Consider the following 20,083-nt stretch of genomic DNA (forward strand, 5'->3'; position numbering starts at 1 on the left):
TACGCCGGGCGTCATTGCAGTGGCGCCCGAGGAAGCCACTTGAGGCAGCGCACGGCGCCATCGGACTGGGTTCGGGCGGGATCGGTCAGTCGACATCGATGTCTAGATCACTGACAATCGACTCTATATAGCAATGGTTTCGGTTGCCTCACACCGGTCGTAAAACACGTTCGGAAAACTAAATGTCTGTCTCAATGACGAGGTTGATACTGTATGTCCGCGATGTTGCATTGCTGAAGTCGTTTTATCAGACGCACTTTGACCTTCCCGTCACGGAAGAGATTGAAGGTGAATGGGTGGTGCTAAAGGCGGGCGAGATCGAGATTGCGCTGCACCGTGTCGGCGAACCCTACCGAGACCGACCGAGGCTGTGTGAAAACGCATTGATCGCCTAAACTGAATCAACGCATTGAGACCGGGTGACTCATGAAGCGATTCGTTGAAGGCGATGACCGCAACCAGGTTGCACTACTTCCCGAATGTGTTGATGACTACATCGAACAGGACAATCCAGTCAGGGTCGTAGATGCCTTCATCGACGAGTTGGACCTGGCGGAACTTGGTTTCAACGGTACCATGCCGGCGCTCACGGGCCGCCCGTCCTATCATCCGGGCGTGAGATCAAGATCTATATCTATGGGTATCTGAACCGTGTACCCTCCAGCCGGCGTCTTGAGCGCGAATGCCAACGCAATGTCGAGCTGATGTGGCTGACAGGACGTCTGGCACCAGACTTCAAGACGATCGCTGACTTTCGCCGCGACAACGGCCCGGCCATTCGCCATGTATGCCGTCGTTTCGTCGAACTGTGTCGCGGACTGAAGCTACTATCCAGCGACATGGTGGCCATCGATGGCAGCAAGTTCAAGGCTGTGAACAGCCGTGACAGGAACTACACGGCCGGCAAGATCGATAAGCGTCAGCAGCAGATTGAGGAAAGCGTTCAGCGATATCTCGACATGATTGAAACCGCGGATCGGACCAGTCCGATAGGTTTCGATGTGAAGACCGTGCGCCTGTACGAGAAGATCGCGCTCTTGCGCCAGCGGATGCGTGAGCTCGAACAAATCAAAAGGCAGTTGAAGAAGCAACCGGACGGACAGTTGTCGCTTACGGATCCGGACTCCCGTTCCATGACCAGTGGTGGCAAAAGAACCGGAACGGTTGGCTACAACGTTCAGGCCGCTGTGGACACGAAGCATCATCTGATCGTCGAACACGACGTGACGAATGTCGGAAGCGATCAAGGCCAACTCAGCAGGATAGCTTTGTCGGCGAAGAACGCGATGGGCAAGCCGAAGCTGAAGGTGCTGGCTGACCGGGGCTACTTCAGCGGTCCGGATATCCGCGCGTGCGAACTGGCCGGAATCAAAGCGTATGTCCCGAAGCCACTTACCTCGGCATCAAGGAAGAAAGGACTCTTTACCAAGCGCGACTTCGTCTACGTTGCAAGGAACGATGAGTATCGATGCCCAGCAGGCGAGCGTGCAATTCATCGATTTACGACGGTTGAGCATGACATGAATCTGCAGGTGTACTGGCCCAGTGCATGCCCGCGTTGCCATCTCAAGGAGCGATGTTCGACCAGCGACTATCGCCGAATCCGACGATGGGAGCACGAACATATTCTGGAAGCCATGCAGCGCCGGCTCGACCGGAAGCCTGATGCAATGACCATCCGCAGAAGTACCGTTGAGCATGTATTCGGTACGCTCAAGCAGTGGATGGGTGCCACACACTTTCTGACCCGGACGCTCGGACGGGTAAGCACCGAAATGAGTCTTCAGGTATTGGCCTACAACCTGAAGCGCGTCATGAATCGTGTCACCATGGACCAACCGGTCGGCGCGGTTAAGGCAACTCTGGGTGGCTATTTTTGAGTGGAAATACTCGTACGAATGCAGGCACATTTAACTTGGGCTGTCGTCTACTCCGGGAAGGAACCGATGGTTTGGCCCTTCCCGAGGCCGCGTTGAGCGAGTGAAAAGCGGGTGCCCTATGCAATTGTCCGAACGACACCGCCGTCGACACGCAAGGAAGTGCCTGTTGTCGCCGACGCCTGCTCCGAGCAGACATAGACGACCAGGTTTGCGACTTCTTCGGTTGTCGCGAAGCGATTGAGGAGCGTGGTCGGGCGATTCGTTTTCAGGAACTGCTGCTCGGCTTCCTCACGCGTAATGCCTTGCGCATCTGCGTTCGCCTGCGCCCAACCACCCATGATCTCCGAATTCGTCGGACCAGGGAGAACCGAATTAACGGTGACGCCCGTTCCGCCGACCACCTCGGCCAAGCCCCTCGCAATGGCGAGCTGAGCGGTCTTGGTCGTGGCGTAGTCGATCATGTCCTTGGGGATGGCAAGCGCGGACTCGCTACTGATGAAGACGACGCGCCCCCAGCCGCGCTTCGTCATGTTTGGCACATAGTGGCGGGAGGCGCGAATACCGCTCATGACGTTAAGTTCAAAGAGATCGATCCATTCGCTATCCTCAATTTCGAAGAAGGACTTCGGACGCCCAGTACCCACATTGTTGACGAGAATGTCCGCATCCGGCGCCTGCGCGAACAAGTCCGCCGCGCCTTTCGGGGTCGCAAGATCTGCGATGACGCCGGTAAACTCCGCCTTTGGCAAGAGTTCGCGAAGCTCCCGAAGCGCCGTGGAGACGCGCTTCTCTGTGCGGCCGTTGATCACGACCGCGGCGCCTGCGCGCCCCAGCCCTTCTGCAATGGCTCGGCCGATACCCGCTGTGGACCCAGTAACGACGGCCTTGCGGCCAGTGAGATCAATATTCATGACGCCATTCCTTCAGCTGTGGAGAGAGCTGGATTGTGAGTGATGTCGGAACCAATGATAATAGCTTAATTTGCCATAATATTAATTCCCAGGAGGAATGGAAGTGGATCGATTCCACGAATTAAACGCCTTCATAGCCGTGGTTGAAGCAGGCGGTTTTACAGCTGCCGCGCATCGAACCGGCGATTCACAGTCGGCAATCAGTAAGGCTATCGGCGCGCTCGAGAGGCGCCTCGGCGTGGTGTTATTTAACCGAAGTACGCGCCGCGTGACCCTGACGGATCAGGGGCAGAGATACTACGATCGGGCAAAACCGCTGCTTGACGAGATGGATGATGCCGACAGCGAGCTGACCAGCAGCACGCATAATGTCTCGGGTCTGATCAGGATCGCTGCCTCAGGTACTTTTGGCCGTCTTCATATTTTGCCGCTTATTCCCGACCTGCTATCACTCAATCCTGGCCTTCAGGTGGATCTCATTCTCTCGGACTTCGTGCGAGATATGGTGGAAGATGGGATTGATCTGGCAATCCGAGTGGGGCCCGTGAACGATCCTGACGCGATCGTCAGGCGCGTGGCCAGCACTCCTCTCGTCTGCGTCGGATCCCGTCGCTACTTCGAGCAACGCGGAATGCCAAAGACTCCTGTCGAGCTCGTTGATCACAATTGCCTTTTATATCGCGGCTTGACGGAGTCAACGCATTGGCCTTTTGTAGGGCCAGAAGGTCGATTTAGCGTGTCCGTGCACGGAAATCTCACGTCCAACAGTATCGAAGCGATCCGGGCTGGTGTTCTAGCCGGTGTGGGAATCGGCCTGTTTGCCAAGATCTCTCTTGCCGATGATCTCCGACATCCGGACGTCATCACCGTTCTCGACGAATTTATAGGCGACGCCAGAGACATAAGCCTCATCTGGCCAAGACGCCGGTTTGTACCGGCGCGTGTGCGACAAGCCACCGATTTTTTTCGCTGAGGCTATACCGCGGCGTATTTAGTCGCCCGAACTTAGGAAAAATGGTCGACGATAGCGGAGGGGGCTTTCGGATCAGTCAAGCGGACTTCCTATTGATCGCGCGAGCCATGAAAGCTCAAGAAGCAGAGCACGAACACGGTCCAGGTCCTCTGAAACATGGTTGGTATTGCTTGCTCGAACACCTCACATTCCATCCTTGCCGAAGATTTCGTCGCACAGCGAGACGCCATACGTTCTTCGTTCTGGATAGGATGGAGGATGAGTTACTCATGATTGAGCAAGCCTGCCGTTTGCCGGCAAGATGTGCCTTATTGGTACCTGCGGACTCGCCATCAATGGGGCCTTCCGGTCGGCGAGCATCGGTTTCGAGTTGGAGAGACGCTTTTGGGGACAAGGTCTCATGCGCGAAGCTCTTAGCTCAATTGTCGACCATGCCTACGATCGCTGGGACATCAATCGAATTCAGGCAACGACCGACCTCGACAACCACGCGTCTATAGGGCTTCTGCGCAGCTTGGGATTTATAGAGGAAGGCATCATGCGACAGTGGGGGTACTGGAAAGACGCATTTCACGACGTTCGTCTTTTTTCCTTGATCAAGGTTGAACGCCCCATCTATCCCACAGCGTAGGTTCTGGCGCTTGATCAACGATCCGGGCGGTTGTCCGCGACCGTCCGCTATCGAGAAAATCGACGGTCGCTTGAGGGTCGCGTGCTGCCGATCGCAGGCCCTGCGAGGTTCGAGTGCGTAGCCTCATTGCATGAGGCGACACCCGGCCATCTACGGCCATTCGACGTAGCTCTCTGGCGGACATTCGAATGTCCGCTCGACCTGGGTAACAAAGCTCCCGCGAGGATCGCCGCCTCGACCAAACGGTTAGGCAGCACTGGCGATCGGCGCCTCAAGAAGACAGCCAAACTCGCGGGCAAAGTCGACCGAGACGCGCGCATGGACTGCGCCCTGCTTGTCAAAGAACCGCTGCGTCCCTCTAAGAGTGAACACACCTTCATGCCAGACGTTTGGGTGGATGTAGAGGCCCTGCTGTCCATCGAAGCGAAAGCACACGAACTTCTCCGGTGCAATGTCGTCCCCGGGCAATGCCAGTGGAATGTAGAACGGAAGATGGTCGAGTGGAAAGAACAGTTGTCCGCCGTCTGGGTGATAGTTCGCATGCCAAAGCAACATGCGTTCCGGGGCATTGGCGTTGTCGTCGCGGGCTGCTTCAGGCTCCCTTGCGTACGCAAGGATGTAGTTACCGCCCACGGCCTCGTTTCGACCGTAGAGAATATCCCCGCGCCATTCGCTCACAAATGTCCCTTCGGTTGTGCCTGCCTCATCACCGGTTCCAGGATCGATGGGCCTTGTCCCCACCGCCGGCCATTGCACGATCTCGATGGAGCACTCGCTCGGGTCTGTCACAAGCCGGCCATATCCATCAAGTGTTGTAGGGGTCGCGTCGACCACGGGCATCGACACGCGTCGGAGGCCAGGAGGAAGGGCGGGGTTCAGGTAATCGATTTCGCGGGTCATTGACACAGTTTACACGAGTCGCCGATTCGACCGCAGGTGCTCGAACAAGGCGTTTAGCCGACCTTCGTACACGCGAAAACGGCCACTGCGGCAAGGTCGGACTGAATGCCGGAAACGGGTCGGGTTGCGGCAGTCACGAACTATCGCCTACTGTGTATGTGCTTTGTGGAAGCGGTCGGGCGAATCGATTTGCCAGTCAAGACCTCAACGGGCTTTGGAGTAAATTGGACAGCGTCGAATGCGACGAGCGCTGCACCATCCGCATTACGCGCACTGGCGAACGCTCAAGGACGACGTCACATGGAGGGGAGAGTGCAAGCCAAACGCACTGCCACGGTGCTGCTGTTCGTTCTCGCATGGATGAGTCACGCGTATGGGCAGGGGGAGCATCTGACCGATGCACAAATTGCTGGCGTCGTTTTCGTGGCGAATCAGGCGGAAATTGCAGCAGGAGAGTCAGCGTTGCGCAGAACCCAGTCCAGGAGCGTGCAGGCCTTAGCAAGGCGGATAGTGGCGGAGCATGGGCAGGTCAATCAGGAGATCATCGCACTCACGCAGAGACTGGCAGCAACCCTGCAACGAAGTGCGACGAGCGACGCACTAACGAATCAGAGCGTTGACGATCTGGCGAGACTCAACGAAGTCGAAACGCGCGGATTCGACGAAGCGTACCTTGATCGCGAGGTCACCTACCTTCAGCAGTTGGTCAAAGCTGTGGACACCTTCATTCGGTCCGCGACGAGCGCGGAACTGAAGATGCTCCTGGTCCGATTTCGCCCGTTCTTCATTCTTCATCTCGACCAAGCTCAACGATTGAAGTTGGCGATAGGGTCTAATCTCTTCGAGCTTCCGCACGTTCCTTTAGAGAACGAAGCCATTCTTCGTGCGACGTAAGAAGCCGGTCGCGCGTACGCGCACGCAGAAAGAAAAGAAACAAGCCGATCTGTGACTCTTCTGTGATGACGCGACAGCCGCGCGGACTCGGCTCGATGTACCAAGCGTGTGAGCCGCTCGTTCCAGCGGGCCCCTTCGCCGACCAAACGAGCATTCGATGCGGTTCGAACGTGACGACTTCAGGCTCAAAATAAAAGCCTAGCGTCTTAAATCGAAACTTCGATCCGGGGTTCAATCGCGAGCCTCCGCGGAGTGTGGAGACGTCCGAGCAATGCTTGTACCACTGCGGCCACGCAACGCAATCGACGAGCTGCGACCAGACCGTTTCAGGAGAAGCTTCAATATCGACGATATTTTGCGCGAACACCATCGCCGACGCGGGTGCGTGCTCGGCGGGCCAAGTGATACGCGGGTCTGGAGTTCGTGCGGGCTTCGTCAAACTCTCCTCCGAACGTTGAAACATACTAATGCGCGAAAGCCCGCGCTAGCTGCCGTGATGGTCATGCGCTGCCGCGCGGCAAGCCTAAAACACGGTCGTCGGTCAGTGTTCGTCAGAGTATTTCTTTACCCAACTGGCAAATGTTAGTAGCTGCGGATATTCTTGCCGCACCTGGGCAATGTTCGCTTTGAAGCCCTGTTCGCGAATCCAGGTGAACATGTCCAAGAACTCCTTTGGCATCATCTTCTTGGCCAGAAAGGTGGGAATCGGCGCCACCCAAGCCTTGTGCCCGGTGACGGTCTTGAAGGTCTTGATTATGTCGCCGACGCTCAACTCGTCCCCGGCGAGCGGGATAACGCGTCCGGCGTAGCGCTCTGGCTCTTCGAGCGCACGCGCGGCAAACCAACCGATGTCATAGGTGGCCACGAATTGGACGCGGTGTGAAAGTCCAAAGTTCGCTCTGAACATTCCGAGGAACATTCCGCGCTGCATCGCTGGGGCGCCAAACGCATCCATGAAACCGACCGGACGCAGAATCGTCGCCGGGAGTTTTAGATTACGGATGTGTTGCTCGATAGCCCATTTGCTCTCGTAGTGGTGGAGGCCGCTTTTACGCTCGACCCCCTCCGCCGATGAGTAGACGAGATGAGGGCTGCCCGATGCCTTTACCGCATCGGCAAACCGCTTCCCGTGTAGCTCCTCCGCCGCGGTTCCACCCTTTTCCGTCCATTGCTGCACCGAAAACGCAGCGGAGACGCCTGCCAACGCCGTCATAAGCGAAGCCTCGTCGTCGAAGTCACCCTTGACTAGCTCCACGCCACGCGCGGCCAGGCTCTTGGCCTTCGGCGATTCCAAGTTTCGCGTCAGAACCCTCACGCGAAGCTTTTTCGCCGCCAACAAATGAGTGACGGTCGCACCGCCCTGACTGCCGGTTCCACCAGTAACAAGCACCACGTTTTCATTAGACATCGATTTCATACCTTCTTGAATGTACTGAGGGAAGCGTGTCGGAACACCGCAAGAGATCTCCGATCAGAAGACTGAAGACGGTGACCGGTCAGGCGCCTGCCTATACGAATCTCCACTTGTCGCCACGAGCGACATGCCCACCTGGTCTGGACTTACGACAGGGGCGCTCGCCAACAATTCCGATCGAAACTTCTTGAACGATGGAAGGCCGGTGACGACTGCAGACGGATCGTCTTGAGAGGTCACCAGGTGAAGAAAGGTTTGCCCGTCCTCTTCAAGGAATATCCGATAGGAAAGGCCAGGCACCGAAGCCGCCGTCAGCGCTGCGATGAACTCGTCAAGGTTTTGCCTGTTCTGCGCAACGTACTCCGGCTTCACCTTGTATCGATGGCGTGTGATTCTCATTTTGTTATCCTCACAACCTAGGCTTGGGGGTTGGCAAGCGAGGCACAGATGCGGACGTACAGCGCCTCAGCCTCGTTAGTTGGAATCCGCGCTCCACAGCTTGGCGCACTCAAGCACGAAGTCACTAGACGAGCTCGGGCTGCGGCCAAGACGTTGGCGCAAACGCTCAAGTCCGGCGGCGTTCGATACGGGGCCGTCCCCGTTGGTTGACAACAACCGAGCCGACGTTGCCGGTGGCGCCCGTGACTAAAACACTCATGTTTTTCTCCGATATTGTTAAAAGTTAGCTGGCTTGGCCATGCGCCTGGTGGCGCGTTTCGACGACGAACTGTCTCAGTGCGGCACCGATCTCGTTGGGCGAATCCTCCTGCAGGAAGTGGCGTCCCTTTACGGTGACCTCGCGCTGGTTTTTCAAGGTCCGGCAGAACCGCTGGTTTGCGCTGCCCGCCGAGATGACCGCTCCGGGTTCGCCGGCGACGAACAGTTTCGGCATCTCGCTTTGGCTAAGCCATGTGGCATATGCCCGGATGATCGACGTCACGTCCTCGGGTTCGCCGTCGATGGAGGCTTGTCGCGGCCAAATCAACGTCGGTAGCCGTGCTTCGCGCTCGGCGAAAGGAGCGCGATAGGCCTCCATCTCCTCCTCGCCAAGGGTCCGAATGATCGCCCCTGGCAGTACCTTTTCGACGAAGAAGTTCTGGTCCAGAACGAGGTGTTCGCCTTCGCTCGATCGAAGCGCGCGAAAAATGCCTGCTGCTTCGCCGAAATTATCCCAGCCGAACGGCTGGACAAGTGCTTCCATGTAAGCGATCGCCGCGATTTGATCCGGATGGCGGTAAGCGCGGTGAAAACCGAGCGCGGAGCCCCAGTCATGGACGACCAGGATGGCCTTGCTCAAGTTCATGGCGTCGAACCAGGCGTCGAGGTAGCGGGCATGATCGACGAAGCGGTAGGAGTAGGTAGGCGACTTGCCCGATTGGCCCATGCCGACCAAGTCTGGAGCAAGACACCGTCCAATGTCGCTGACGTGCGCAATGATGTTCCGCCAAAGGTACGAAGACGTCGGATTGCCGTGCAGGAAAACTATGGGCTCGCCTTCGCCCACGTCTACATAGCTTATCTCAGTGTCAAGGACTGCTACACGCTTTCTTGGATGTGGATCGGAGGCTGTCATGTTTGACTCCTGTCAAAAGGTTTTGGCAATCTTCAAAGCAAGCGCGCGGCCGCGACGGCGCCATCGCGGCCGCGATCTGGTAAACTACCTTGACGACAGAAGGTAAAGTACATTGACTATATAGTCAAGAATCTTGATGATAATTTAATCTGTGACGGCATAGACGCTCGTGAGTAACTCAAAGGAAGAAAAGGAAGACAACTTTGCACCGGCCCTGGCTGCCGCCGGCCGCGCCTTGACCGCCACCATGATGGCCAAGGTTGCTAGTTGTGGATTCAACGACGTGACGCCCGCCTTCTCGAGCCTCATGCCGCTGTTGGATGCGACCGGCGCCCGTCCCAGCACCCTGGCGCAGCGAGCCGGAATCACCAAACAGGCTATGAGTCAGCTGGTTCGGGAACTGGAAACACGCGGCTATGTCGAGCAGGTACCTGACTCAACCGACACACGCGCCAAGATCGTGCGCCTGACAAAGCGCGGGGTCGCCTTACACGCGGCGTCTGCGGAGGTGAGACGGGAACTGCAGTCCGTTGCTCTCGCGAAGCTTGGCAAATCGAGAGTATCGCGGTTGCGGCGGGATCTCCTGGAGCTTGCCGCCGCTCTTGAGGAAATGCGCACGCGCTGAAAACGTGAGGCGGGTTCTGGTACCGCCGCAAAAGGGAGTAGGGGCGCATGCGCATTGCGGCCCTCTTGCTGCCCAGCGGCAAACCGATCAACGAGCCGATCAACGAGCCGATCGTCGAGCACGGACCATTCGTGATGAATACAGAGGCCGAAGTCGTCGAAGCTAACGCGGACTTGAATAGCGGTAAATTCGGTGAGATTGCCCATTAAGCTAGCGTCGATGGCCTGTCTGGCGCGGTGGCGAAGACATCGCGCCGCGGCATATGCATGATCTCGGTGGCTCCGCGGTGGCTACACTGCAAAAGAGTGCACCGTACGCTGTTTTGCATAATCTGAATGACTGCTTTCGAGAAAGGCGAACCGCAGTGGAGGGTCGAGTACTGCCGATCGCCGTCAGGTTGAGACCGGCCAGCTTCGGTCCTTGGACACCAGCGCTTGGATCGCCGACAATCGCTAGATATTGAAAACCCGCAACGAAGGAATGGAAAGCCGGTCGGCGGAAAGCAGTCTTTCGTCTTGACGGAGGGCCGGCCCGAAATAATTCTTGATGCGGTATTCGAACCAAGCCGATCAATGTTGTTATGGAGAGTGCATGAGCGCGAAGGCCGATGAACTTGTTAGGAAGCTCGTACGAAATTTTAACGACATTGAGAAGACGGCGGAAGTTCGCTTGCCTCTATATGAGACGCTCAGTGCGCGGCTCGGAACGGATACAGCGGCGAAACACCTCGGCGCATCAGTTGATATTGTCGCTGCGGGAAAGCGGTCATGTCCGTATCACTTTCACCATGCGCAAGAGGAAATGTTCGTTGTCCTCGAAGGGGATGGAACGCTGCGGGTTGCGGACGAGCTGATTCCGATCAGAGCCGGCGATGTAATTTTCATTCCTCCAGGCCCTGAATATCCGCATCAGATCATTAATTCATCGGAAGCGCCGCTCAAATACCTCTCGATCAGCACACGACAGGACCCGGAAGTCGTCGAATACCCGGACTCAGGGAAGTATCAGGCGATCGTTCGCGGCAAGGAGGAAGTACCCCTGCGCGTTGTTCAGCGAAAAGGTAATTCCCTTGATTACTGGGAAGACGAACCGTAAGTCTGACGTGCGGCCATGAATAACCTTCACGAAGCTTGGCGCACGAACTCTGAGTGAGGCCCCCGAACGACCGCTTTGGAGACGTGCGTTGGTGAGCTTTGCCGCGAAGCAATCGTGTCAGTTTTTAGTACCGCGGCCAAGTCCGGGATCTGCCTCGCGTCTCACGGTACCATTTGCATGTCGCCCGAGGCTTGCGGCGGCAATTTGATCGATAGAACCTTGAACTCCCCACTGGTAGGCTCGGACCCGGCATGTGCCGTCCCCTTTGGGATAATGATCAGGTCCCCGGGGTGAATCTGGCGCTGCTCGTCTCCCAGCCAGAAAGTGCCACTTCCCGAGATCACGTACTGGATTTCGTCGGAGCCCATATGCGTATGCTTCGGCACGTTGCCTGTCTGCACCGCAATGGTTCCGTTAGATGTTACTACCAGGCCCTTTGAACGCAAGGTCCCCATGTTCGGAACCTGTGCGCCAATATCAGCATCGGTCAGCGCCATCAGGTCTATGATTTGCGCCGTGAGCTTGCCATTTGGCGTCTGGGCTTGAGCCGGCGTGCTCAGGTGAGACACAAACAGGCCGGCAACAAAGGCAGCGGGAATAGCCGCAAGATAGATGTGGCGATGCATGTTCTGTTCCATTTCGGTTGAGCCGGCGATTGATGGGAAGCGCAACGGCACCCATTGGGATGCTGAGTCGCTGATCGATTGTCACACCACAAACCGGCGCTTCGTAACCGGGACAACACCTGAGTGCGCAGCGGTGAACAAAACTTGCATCTCTCCGGGGAACGCTGGTGCGTGGGCCGCTCAGCAACGCATGTGAACGCCCCAAATTGCTCTTTGCTGGTTTGTTGAATAGCCACAGTTAATAACGCGACAAACTCCTATTCTTGAAGAGTCCATTCGGACACAATCAAGGAGGAAGACTATGCGCATGCTTCTCAACATACGAATACCTCACGAGCCATTCAACGCTTTTGTGCGCGATGGCTCCATCGGAGAGTTAATCGAGAGGATTCTCGCAGAGATGAAACCGGAAGCCGCCTACTTTACCGAGCAGAACGGAACACGCGGAGCAATCTTCGTCGTGAACCTTGAGGAGCCGTCGCAGATTCCAAAATTCGCGGAACCGTGGTTTCTTACGTTCAACGCCGACTGCGAGTTTCGCGTGGTGATGGTGGCAGAAGACCTCAAGAAAGCTGGACTTGAAACGCTTGGCTCGAAGTGGAAGTAGGGAGCGCGGCACGGCGTGTGAGTGACGCTAACAGCATGCCGTGCTGCCCCCCGCTTCGGCCGCCCTACTCAGATGACCACTTGAGCTCGGAGAGCTGCCGTTCTGCATCAGGAAACGCGAGCGGCGGAGAAGGGTCGATTAGCCGCCATAGCGATCCTCCGTGTCTCGCGTCGCAGTTAATCGATTCGTATAACTGATCAGTTATTTTACCTGATGGCTCGGTGAACGCTTTGCCGCCTGGCGTCGCAACGAAATTTTCGCTTACCTGAAAATCCTGCTTCGGCAGCAGGTCGACGACACGCTCAGCCGCGTTCACAAGGTTATGCCCAAAGTCGAGCAATGCGTTTTCCTCCGCATGCTCGCTGGCTCGACGATCAAAGCTCCTGACGCGTCGGCCGGAACAGGATCTCGTTCACATCGACTTCCGGCGGCTGGCTGATCGCGAAGGCGACCGCCCTCGCAAATGACTCAGCAGGGATCGCGTTTTGTTCGTAGAACTTGCTGACGTTGTCGGCCACATCCGGCTCGGTGATGCTGTTCGGCAGTTCCGTATCCACCGCGCCCGGCGAGATCACGGTCGTGCGAATGTCGTAGGCCTTCACCTCCTGACGCAAGCCTTCAGACAGCATCAGCACCGCAGCTTTGGTGGCGGCATAAACCGCGCTGCCGGGCCGGACCTTGTGACCGGCCACGGACGACACGTTGATGATCTGGCCGCTCTTCTGTTGCTTCATATACGGCAAAGCCGCGCCAATGCCATACAGCACGCCCTTGAGATTGACATCGATCGTGCGGTTCCAGTCGTCGACCTTCACGCGTTCGAGCGGCGAGTGAGGCATCAGCCCTGCGTTGTTGATCATGACGTCGATGCGCCCGAAGGTTTGCACGGCGGTATCGACCAGTTGCTTGACGTCGTCGAAGCGGGTTACGTCGGTTGCCACCGCGACGGCTTTTGCGCCGCCACGGCTCAGTTCATCGGCGAGCGACTGAATGCGCTCCACGCGCCGTGCGCCGAGCACGACATGTGCGCCCTGCGCGCTTAGATGCCGGGCGGTCGCTTCGCCCAGTCCGCTGCTCGCGCCGGTAATCACCACAACTTTTCCTTCGATGTTATTGCTCATGGTGTCATTCCCTCAATTGGTGCGGTCTTGTTCAAGGCCGCGTGATTTTCCTGGCCGGTCGCCTTTGCTTCGCCAGAGGAGGCCGCGGCAACCGGTACGAGAAGCATTGCGCACAGCAGACTGCCGATGCTCATCAGCGCGATGACGCAGCCCATTGGCCACGGGGTGCCATCGGCGAAGAGCCCGACGAGCGCCGAGCCCGTGATGCCGGTGCCGTACTGGATCGCGCCGATCAGCGCCGACATTGCACCCGCGCGCTCAGGGAAGCTGCCGAGTGCACCGGCAATCGAATTCGCGACGATGAACCCCGTGGCGGAGATGAACAGGAAGAGCGGAATGACGAGTCCGCTCAGCCCGCCCAGGCCGGTCCATCCATCGAGTGCAAGGAGGATGCCTGCTATCGCCGCGCCCACGGTGCCCGCCCGCATCAGGCGATCGCTGCCGAGCTTCATCACGAGCCTTGAATTGATCTGGTTCGTCAGCATGATGCCTACGATGCCCGCGCCGAACAGCAGGCCGTAGAACTGTGGCGAGACATGGTAGTAGGTGATGTAGGCGGACGGCGTGCCGGCGATATACGCATAGATGCCGCCATAGAAAAACCCGCCCGCGCCCGCGTAGCCGAGCACGCGTCGATGCCCGAGCAGTTCGGCATAGCCCGCCGCCGCGCGGTGCAGCGGTTGACGGTTGCGCCGCTCAGGCGGCAAGGTCTCAGGAAGGACATGGAGCGCGGCGAGTGTGGCGAGTCCCACGCCCACCAGCGTCCAGAAAATGGCGCGCCACGATGCGACGTGAAGGATCAGCCCGCCCGCGCTTGGTCCAACGAGTGGCGCAATCGCCATCACCGTCATCAGGGTCGACATCATTTGCGCGGCCCGGTGTCCGGCGTAGAGATCGCGCACCATCGCGCGGGCGAGCACCACGCTCGCGCACGCACCCACGGCTTGCAGCGCGCGCCAGCCAACCAGCATCGGCGCATTCGTCGATATCGCGCAGCCGGCGGAACCGGCAATGAACAGCACAAGCCCGATGGCAATGGGCAAGCGGCGTCCGTAACGATCGCTGAGAGGGCCCCACAGAAGCTGGCCCAGGCTGAAACCGACGAGATAGCCTGAAATCGTCAGTTCAACAGTCCCGGCATTGGCGCGCAGGGCGATAGCCATCGCGGGAAGTGCGGGCAGGTAGAGGTCCGTCGAGATCGAAGCGAAGGCCATCAATACGCTGAGGATCGCGAGGATCCGCAGGCGATGCTCAGCCGCGTCTTGCTGCACGGCAGGGCTGGCGCCGAGTGGTGCCGCGCGTTCTGTCACCACCGCGGCGGACGCGGGTCTACGAGCAAAGGGTTGATCATCAGATGACATGTGTAGAGGTCTTGTTCCTAAGGCGCGACGAAGCGTAGCTTCGTGCGCCCGGCGGATTGCAGCGAAGGTTGAATCAGCGATCGACGCGCTTTTGCAGATGCGCCGGGTAACGATCGCCCACCACGGTGATCTGCTGCAGCGCCGCTTCAATCGCGGCCAAATCACCGGCCGACAGTTCGACAGCGGCCGCGCCGACGTTCTCTTCCAGCCGGTGCAGTTTGGTCGTACCCGGGATAGGCGCTATCCACGGCTTTTGCGCGAGAAGCCACGCAATCGCGATCTGCGCCCGCGTCGCGCCACGGCCGTCGGCAATCCGGCCGAGCACATCGACCAGGCCGGCGTTGGCCTTGCGGTTTTCCTCGGAGAAACGCGGCACGACATTGCGGAAGTCCGTCTTGTCGAACGTAGTGTTCTGGTCGATGGCGCCGGTCAGGAAGCCCTTGCCGAGCGGGCTGAATGGCACGAAGCCAATACCCAGTTCCTCGAGTGTCGGCAGCACGGTGGTTTCCGGCTCACGCCACCACAGCGAATACTCGCTCTGCAACGCCGCCACCGGCTGCACGGCATGGGCGCGACGGATCGACTGTGCGCTCGCTTCTGACATGCCGAAGTGTTTGACCTTGCCTTCCTGGATCAGGTCCTTGACCGTGCCTGCTACGTCTTCAACCGGCACGCCCGGATCGACACGATGCTGATAGAACAGGTCGATACGATCGGTCTTCAAACGCCTGAGCGAGGCCTCGGCGACGGCACGGATGCGTTCAGGGCGGCTGTCGAGGGGGTTCTTCGAGTCGCCGTCCTGGAAGCCGAACTTGGTAGCGATCACGACCTGGTCGCGAAATGGCGCCAGTGCCTCGCCGACCAGTTCCTCGTTGATGAACGGACCGTAGCATTCGGCGGTGTCGAAGAATGTGACGCCGTGCTCGAAGGCCGTCCGGATCAGTTTGATGCCATCCGACTTTTCAGTGGCCGGCCCATAGCCGAAGCTCAGGCCCATGCATCCAAGACCGATTGCCGACACTTCAAGACCGCTGTTTCCCAGTTTGCGTTTTTGCATGGTGTTTCTCCTTTCAGAATGCCGCGAGCCGCCGTTCGATAGACACGACGCGATAGGCACGAAGCTTAGGCTGTTGTATGAGGCTCAACAATCCGGCTAGACTTGCACGGGCTGTTGAGGAAAATTCATCTATGTCACGTGCTGGTCTATCCGAACTCACCGCTTTCGTCGCAATTGCAGAGCAGCGAAGCTTCCGGGCGGCGGCGCGCACGCTGGGCGTGTCGCCATCGGCGCTCAGCCATTCGATGCGCGGTCTCGAGGGGCGGCTGGGTGTTCGCCTGTTTAATCGCACCACGCGATCCGTTGCCTTGACCGAGGCCGGCGAGCAGCTCCTGCAGCGAGTTGGACCTGCCATGGCCGAGCTCGAGAGTGCGGTGAACGAGGTGGCGTCTGCACGCGACCAGCCTTCGGGCTCGATCCGGATCAGCGCATCCGAGTCGGCGGCGAAACCCATCGTCCGCCATGTTCTTCCAGGCTTTCTCGCTTCATATCTTGGCATCCACGTGGAGTTCGTCGTGGATACGCGGCTCGTTGATATCGTGGCCGATGGTTTCGATGCCGGCATCCGCGTCCTTCAGGATGTACCGCGCGACATGATCGCCATCCGGTTCGGCCCCGACATGCGCTTTGCCGCGGTTGCATCGCCGGACTATCTATCGCGCCACGAGCCGCCCAAAACGCCGGACGATCTGGCGCAGCATCGTTGCATCCGCTTCCGGTTCGAAAGCGGCGCGCTCTACCGCTGGGACCTTGAACATCGCGGCAAGTCCGCCAGCATCGACGTCGATGGTCCAATGACGCTTGGCAATATCAATCTGATGGTTGAGGCGGCGCTTGCCGGGATCGGCATTGCGTGGGTGCCGGACTACCAGGTGGCCGACCATCTGGCATCGGGCCGGCTGGTCCAGTTGCTTCCTGAGTGGAGTCCTGCCTTTCCTGGCCTGTGCCTTTACTACCCTGCAAACCGCCATCCGCCCGCAGCACTCAGGTTGTTCGCGCAAGCCGTGCGCGACTGGGTGAAGAGCCAGGAACCGTAGCAGATTCGATCCGGGTCACGCCTCATGCCGCTTCGATTTGCTTACGGCACTAAATTTACTGGCTCCGTGAGCACGTGACTAGACTGTAGAATCGGCAAACTGCTATGAGCGAGATTCATGAATGGCCCGCGAAAACCTCAACGACTTGCTGGCGTTCGTCGCCGTGGCGCGCGAGCAGAGCTTTACCAGGGCGGCGGCCAAGCTTGGCGTGTCGCAATCGGCGCTGAGCCACACCATCCGCGGGCTCGAGTCCAGGCTAGGGCTTCGCCTCCTCACGCGGACGACGCGCAGCGTCTCGCCCACGCCTGCGGGCGAGCGACTGCTTGCGACCGTGGGGCCGCGGTTTGACGAGATCGATGAGGAACTGGCGGCGTTGAGCGAGCTTCGGGATAAACCCGCCGGCACCATTCGCATCACGACGGACGAACATGCTGCGGCAACCATACTTCAGCCAAAGCTGGTTGAACTGCTGCTCGACTATCCGGATATCAAGGTGGAGATCATCGTTGACTTCGGGTTGACGGATATCGTCGCGCAGCGGTATGACGTTGGCGTTCGTCTCGGCGATCAGGTGGCGAAGGACATGATCGCTGTGCGCATTTCACCCGACATGCGCATGGCGGTCGTCGGCGCGCCTGCCTACTTTGCAAAACGAACGCGGCCGAAAACGCCTCATGACCTGACGGGACACAACTGCATCAATCTGCGGCTGCCAACCTATGGTGGTTTGTACGCCTGGGAGTTTAAAAAAGCAGGGCACGAAGTGAAGGTGCGCGTGGACGGTCAGTGGGTTTTCAACGGAACGAACCAGATGCTCAATGCTGCGGTTGCCGGCGGCGGCCTTGCGTATATTCCGGAAGATCTGTCGCAACCCTATGTTGCCGATGGTCGGCTCAAGCCGGTTCTCAAGGACTGGTGCCCGGTCTTTCCAGGCTATCACCTGTATTACCCGAGCCGCCGCCAGTCTTCGCGAGCCCTGGCTGTGTTAATCGAAGCGTTGCGGTACAGGTCGTCTTAGCATGACGATGTGAACGGCCGGTGGCGAATTTCAGCTAAAAGGACAGGACAATTGCCATGAACAAGATCGACCTCTCCAATGTCTATCGAGGCTACATTGCTTGCCTGAATAAGCAGGACTGGCCGCAGCTGGGACAGTTCGTTCATGACGACGTGTACTACAACGATCAGCGGATCGGCTTATCAGGTTATCGCGGCATGCTGGAGAGAGACTTCAGTGAAATCCCTGACCTTTATTTCAACATTCATCTACTGATTTCCGACCCGCCTTGCGTAGCCAGCCGCCTGGGCTTCATCTGTACACCAAAGGGAAAATTCCTTGGCCTGCCTGTCAACGGGAAGAAAGTTTCCTTTACAGAGAATGTGTTCTATCAGTTTCAGGAAGGAAAGATCGAACAGGTATGGTCAGTGATAGATAAGGCGGCTATTGAAGCTCAGCTTTAGTGCTACAAATATCGAATAGCCCGTAGCGAAGTTGTACACCGGTAAGCAACACGGTTCGCAATCAGAGCGTCCAGGAACAATGCGCATCCCACCACTAAAAGCGATCATCGCATTCGAGAGTGTCGCCCGGACAAAAAGCGTCAATCGGGCGGCTGATGAATTAGGGTTAACACCCTCGGCGGTTAGCCATCAGATCTCCAACCTCGAATCCGTGGTTGGAAGACCCTTGTTCACGAGACTGGGCCGCGGGCTGGTCATGACGCCAACCGGTCAGCAATATTTGGCGGAGGTCACCGGATCGCTCGCCGATCTGAGCCGCGCGACGGAGCGCGCATCGAGCCAGACGGGCGTCGAGATTCTTCGCATCCACTCAAGTCCAAGCTTCGGGCTGATGTGGCTCCTGCCACGGCTAGCGTCGTTCCAGGAAGCTAATGGCGACATTCAATTGAATTTGGCGTGCTCGTACGAAGATGTGTCGTTTACCTCGGGCTACTATGACCTCGATGTACGGCATGGCTACGCGCATTGGACCGATGGAGAGATTAAAACGCTTCGCAATGAATTCATCGCGCCTCTGGCATCGCCGGAATACCTGAGAAGATTTCCGGTGCACACCCCCGAAGACCTGCTCGAGCGGCGCCTGATTTTCTCGGAGACTCCACTCGTGCAGTGGAAGCAATGGTTCGGCAAGTTCGGCGTCGCCGGGTCCCGGCAGGCATTCGACTTCTCCTTCGATCGCTCATACATGTCCCTTGAGGCCGCCGCTTTGGGACACGGCATCGCGCTCGAAAGCACGATGCTTGCATCCGTCCATCTCGGCAAAGGGTCACTCGTGCCTGTTTTCGATCGCAGCTTTGCGGTGGAGGTCGATGCTCATCATATGGTTTACCCAACCCAGAACGCGGATTTACCGCGCGTGGCTAAATTCCTGGCCTGGGTCGAGCATGAGATCAGCCGTGGCGCAGCGGAGCGCTAGGGCGCGCCAGACTGGGGGCGTCACCCGGCGTTATGCCCAAGAGCTCAATTCCGACACCTGAAAATTTTTCAGCAATAGCTGAGCTTGACTGCATTGATCGAGATGGTTGAAGCGCTGACACTGCGTCTACCAACTAACACGATCAATGGAGACAAAGATGTTGCTCGACAGCAAAGTAGTAATCGTAACCGGTGCAGCCTCGCCGCGTGGCATCGGTAAAGCGACCGCAAAAGCGCTTACCGCACAGGGCGCGCGAGTGGTGATTCTGGACCTGCGCCAAGAGGACGCGGAGAGCGCCGCGCGTGACCTCGGCGAAGAACACCTTGGTCTCGCCTGCGACGTGACCGACAAGGACGCATGCGTTGCTGCAGCCAAGGCGGTCATCGAAAAATACGGCCGTGTCGATGGATTGATCAACAACGCGGGCATTACCCAGCCGTTGAAGACAATGGACATTCAAGCGGCCAATTTCGATGCGGTCATCAGCGTGAATCTGCGCGGTACGCTCTACATGTCGCAAGCGGTCATTCCGCAAATGAGAGAGCAAAAGAGCGGCAGCATTGTCTGCATGTCGTCGGTTTCCGCGCAACGCGGCGGCGGCATCTTCGGCGGTCCTCATTACAGCGCCGCCAAAGCAGGCGTACTCGGCCTCGCTCGCGCAATGGCACGTGAACTCGGCGCTGACAACATCCGCGTCAACTCGATCACGCCAGGGCTGATCCAGACGGATATAACGGGCGACAAGCTCACGCCCGAGATGCGTACCGACATCATCAAAGGCATTCCACTAGGCCGGCTCGGCGATGCAGCCGACGTCGCGAACGCGTGCCTCTTCCTAACGAGCGATCTGTCGGCGTACCTCACCGGCATCACGCTCGACGTCAACGGCGGCATGTTGATTCACTAGGATGGACATCCGCCGCGATCGCGGCAGATGAGTC

General features: G+C 58.2%; 22 protein-coding genes and 3 pseudogenes. 14 read left to right on the plus strand and 11 right to left on the minus strand.

Translation table 11 applies throughout. The annotated features are described in order from the left end of the window. Positions 1–182: 182 nt before the first annotated feature. Together FH08_RS0101650 and FH08_RS48100 are read left to right on the plus strand one after the other, a co-directional pair. Positions 183–356, plus strand: a pseudogene (locus FH08_RS0101650) (VOC family protein); the annotation flags it as partial. 70 nt (positions 357–426) lie between these two features. Further along, positions 427–1,880: pseudogene (locus FH08_RS48100) on the plus strand (IS1182 family transposase). A 116-nt stretch (positions 1,881–1,996) separates the two neighbouring features. On the opposite strand, the gene FH08_RS0101660 reads toward FH08_RS48100, so the two are convergent. Further along, positions 1,997–2,791: an SDR family NAD(P)-dependent oxidoreductase gene (locus tag FH08_RS0101660; protein WP_031356643.1), complete on the minus strand. Its 795-nt coding sequence runs from the start codon at positions 2,789–2,791 to the stop codon at positions 1,997–1,999. A gap of 97 nt (positions 2,792–2,888) precedes the next feature. Between FH08_RS0101660 and FH08_RS0101665 the strand changes: the two genes are divergently transcribed. Together FH08_RS0101665 and FH08_RS0101670 are read left to right on the plus strand one after the other, a co-directional pair. Next, positions 2,889–3,764, plus strand: a complete 876-nt coding sequence (locus FH08_RS0101665; RefSeq protein ID WP_235210260.1) for a LysR family transcriptional regulator — start codon at positions 2,889–2,891, stop codon at positions 3,762–3,764. A gap of 301 nt (positions 3,765–4,065) precedes the next feature. Continuing rightward, a complete protein-coding gene (locus FH08_RS0101670; RefSeq protein WP_051887632.1) occupies positions 4,066–4,395 on the plus strand; it encodes a GNAT family N-acetyltransferase in 330 nt (109 codons plus the stop codon). Between the two features lie 246 nt (positions 4,396–4,641). Here the strand turns inward: FH08_RS0101670 and FH08_RS0101675 are convergent, their stop codons facing one another. Further along, positions 4,642–5,295 (minus strand): ureidoglycolate lyase, encoded by a 654-nt coding sequence (locus FH08_RS0101675; RefSeq protein WP_031356646.1) that lies wholly within the window; start codon positions 5,293–5,295, stop codon positions 4,642–4,644. A 312-nt stretch (positions 5,296–5,607) separates the two neighbouring features. On the opposite strand from FH08_RS0101675, the gene FH08_RS0101680 reads away from it, so the two are divergent. Then, positions 5,608–6,189 (plus strand): DUF4142 domain-containing protein, encoded by a 582-nt coding sequence (locus FH08_RS0101680; RefSeq protein WP_235210261.1) that lies wholly within the window; start codon positions 5,608–5,610, stop codon positions 6,187–6,189. On the opposite strand, the gene FH08_RS54285 is transcribed toward FH08_RS0101680, so the two are convergent. The 4 genes from FH08_RS54285 to FH08_RS0101695 all read right to left on the minus strand — a co-directional run bounded on the left by FH08_RS54285 (position 6,128) and on the right by FH08_RS0101695 (position 9,176). Next, positions 6,128–6,652 carry an SRPBCC domain-containing protein gene (locus tag FH08_RS54285; RefSeq protein ID WP_075583275.1) on the minus strand — a complete coding sequence of 175 codons (525 nt, stop codon included), beginning with the start codon at positions 6,650–6,652 and terminating at the stop codon, positions 6,128–6,130. The genes FH08_RS0101680 and FH08_RS54285 overlap by 62 nt on opposite strands. Before the next feature lie 78 nt (positions 6,653–6,730). Next, positions 6,731–7,606 (minus strand): NmrA/HSCARG family protein, encoded by an 876-nt coding sequence (locus FH08_RS0101685; RefSeq protein ID WP_081889325.1) that lies wholly within the window; start codon positions 7,604–7,606, stop codon positions 6,731–6,733. Between the two features lie 54 nt (positions 7,607–7,660). Beyond that, the gene (locus tag FH08_RS0101690) at positions 7,661–8,002 is read right to left on the minus strand and encodes a hypothetical protein (protein WP_031356649.1); all 342 of its coding nucleotides are present in this window, start codon (positions 8,000–8,002) and stop codon (positions 7,661–7,663) included. A gap of 283 nt (positions 8,003–8,285) precedes the next feature. Beyond that, on the minus strand, positions 8,286–9,176 hold the full coding sequence (locus tag FH08_RS0101695) for a haloalkane dehalogenase (protein WP_031356650.1): 891 nt from the start codon (positions 9,174–9,176) through the stop codon (positions 8,286–8,288). A 169-nt stretch (positions 9,177–9,345) separates the two neighbouring features. Here FH08_RS0101695 and FH08_RS0101700 point away from each other — a divergent pair, with 169 nt between their 5' ends. The 3 genes and pseudogenes from FH08_RS0101700 (at position 9,346) to FH08_RS0101710 (ending at position 10,896) form a co-directional block, all read left to right on the plus strand. Continuing rightward, positions 9,346–9,801 (plus strand): MarR family winged helix-turn-helix transcriptional regulator, encoded by a 456-nt coding sequence (locus FH08_RS0101700; RefSeq protein WP_051887636.1) that lies wholly within the window; start codon positions 9,346–9,348, stop codon positions 9,799–9,801. Positions 9,802–9,857: 56 nt separating this feature from the next. Beyond that, positions 9,858–10,010, plus strand: a pseudogene (locus FH08_RS50200) (pirin-like C-terminal cupin domain-containing protein); the annotation flags it as partial. Positions 10,011–10,392: 382 nt separating this feature from the next. Next, positions 10,393–10,896: a cupin domain-containing protein gene (locus FH08_RS0101710; protein ID WP_031356652.1), complete on the plus strand. Its 504-nt coding sequence runs from the start codon at positions 10,393–10,395 to the stop codon at positions 10,894–10,896. A 161-nt stretch (positions 10,897–11,057) separates the two neighbouring features. Here FH08_RS0101710 and FH08_RS0101715 read toward each other — a convergent pair whose 3' ends face one another. After that, positions 11,058–11,522: a cupin domain-containing protein gene (locus FH08_RS0101715; protein WP_031356653.1), complete on the minus strand. Its 465-nt coding sequence runs from the start codon at positions 11,520–11,522 to the stop codon at positions 11,058–11,060. Positions 11,523–11,823: 301 nt separating this feature from the next. Here FH08_RS0101715 and FH08_RS0101720 point away from each other — a divergent pair, with 301 nt between their 5' ends. Further along, positions 11,824–12,129 carry a hypothetical protein gene (locus tag FH08_RS0101720; protein ID WP_031356654.1) on the plus strand — a complete coding sequence of 102 codons (306 nt, stop codon included), beginning with the start codon at positions 11,824–11,826 and terminating at the stop codon, positions 12,127–12,129. 64 nt (positions 12,130–12,193) lie between these two features. Here FH08_RS0101720 and FH08_RS0101725 read toward each other — a convergent pair whose 3' ends face one another. From FH08_RS0101725 to FH08_RS0101740, 4 genes are all read right to left on the minus strand, one after another. Continuing rightward, a complete protein-coding gene (locus FH08_RS0101725) occupies positions 12,194–12,469 on the minus strand; it encodes a hypothetical protein (protein WP_031356655.1) in 276 nt (91 codons plus the stop codon). Between the two features lie 34 nt (positions 12,470–12,503). Continuing rightward, the gene (locus FH08_RS0101730; RefSeq protein WP_031356656.1) at positions 12,504–13,250 is read right to left on the minus strand and encodes an SDR family oxidoreductase; all 747 of its coding nucleotides are present in this window, start codon (positions 13,248–13,250) and stop codon (positions 12,504–12,506) included. Continuing rightward, positions 13,247–14,488 carry a multidrug effflux MFS transporter gene (locus FH08_RS0101735; protein WP_268810814.1) on the minus strand — a complete coding sequence of 414 codons (1,242 nt, stop codon included), beginning with the start codon at positions 14,486–14,488 and terminating at the stop codon, positions 13,247–13,249. The genes FH08_RS0101730 and FH08_RS0101735 overlap by 4 nt, the downstream gene beginning before the upstream one ends. Positions 14,489–14,684: 196 nt before the next feature. Next, complete coding sequence (locus tag FH08_RS0101740) at positions 14,685–15,668, minus strand: aldo/keto reductase (RefSeq protein WP_031356658.1); 984 nt, start codon at positions 15,666–15,668, stop codon at positions 14,685–14,687. Positions 15,669–15,799: 131 nt separating this feature from the next. Here FH08_RS0101740 and FH08_RS0101745 point away from each other — a divergent pair, with 131 nt between their 5' ends. The 5 genes from FH08_RS0101745 (at position 15,800) to FH08_RS0101765 (ending at position 20,049) form a co-directional block, all read left to right on the plus strand. Further along, a complete protein-coding gene (locus FH08_RS0101745; RefSeq protein ID WP_031356659.1) occupies positions 15,800–16,705 on the plus strand; it encodes a LysR family transcriptional regulator in 906 nt (301 codons plus the stop codon). A 121-nt stretch (positions 16,706–16,826) separates the two neighbouring features. Further along, the gene (locus tag FH08_RS0101750) at positions 16,827–17,723 is read left to right on the plus strand and encodes a LysR family transcriptional regulator (RefSeq protein ID WP_031356660.1); all 897 of its coding nucleotides are present in this window, start codon (positions 16,827–16,829) and stop codon (positions 17,721–17,723) included. A 56-nt stretch (positions 17,724–17,779) separates the two neighbouring features. Then, positions 17,780–18,166 carry an ester cyclase gene (locus FH08_RS0101755; protein ID WP_031356661.1) on the plus strand — a complete coding sequence of 129 codons (387 nt, stop codon included), beginning with the start codon at positions 17,780–17,782 and terminating at the stop codon, positions 18,164–18,166. Between the two features lie 79 nt (positions 18,167–18,245). Further along, the gene (locus tag FH08_RS0101760) at positions 18,246–19,142 is read left to right on the plus strand and encodes a LysR substrate-binding domain-containing protein (RefSeq protein ID WP_031356662.1); all 897 of its coding nucleotides are present in this window, start codon (positions 18,246–18,248) and stop codon (positions 19,140–19,142) included. 157 nt (positions 19,143–19,299) lie between these two features. Then, complete coding sequence (locus FH08_RS0101765) at positions 19,300–20,049, plus strand: SDR family NAD(P)-dependent oxidoreductase (protein ID WP_031356663.1); 750 nt, start codon at positions 19,300–19,302, stop codon at positions 20,047–20,049. The last annotated feature ends 34 nt before the right edge of the window (positions 20,050–20,083 follow it).

The sequence above is a fragment of the Caballeronia sordidicola genome, from assembly GCF_000729995.1.
In the GTDB taxonomy this organism is placed as follows: Bacteria; Pseudomonadota; Gammaproteobacteria; order Burkholderiales; family Burkholderiaceae; genus Caballeronia; species Caballeronia sordidicola_A.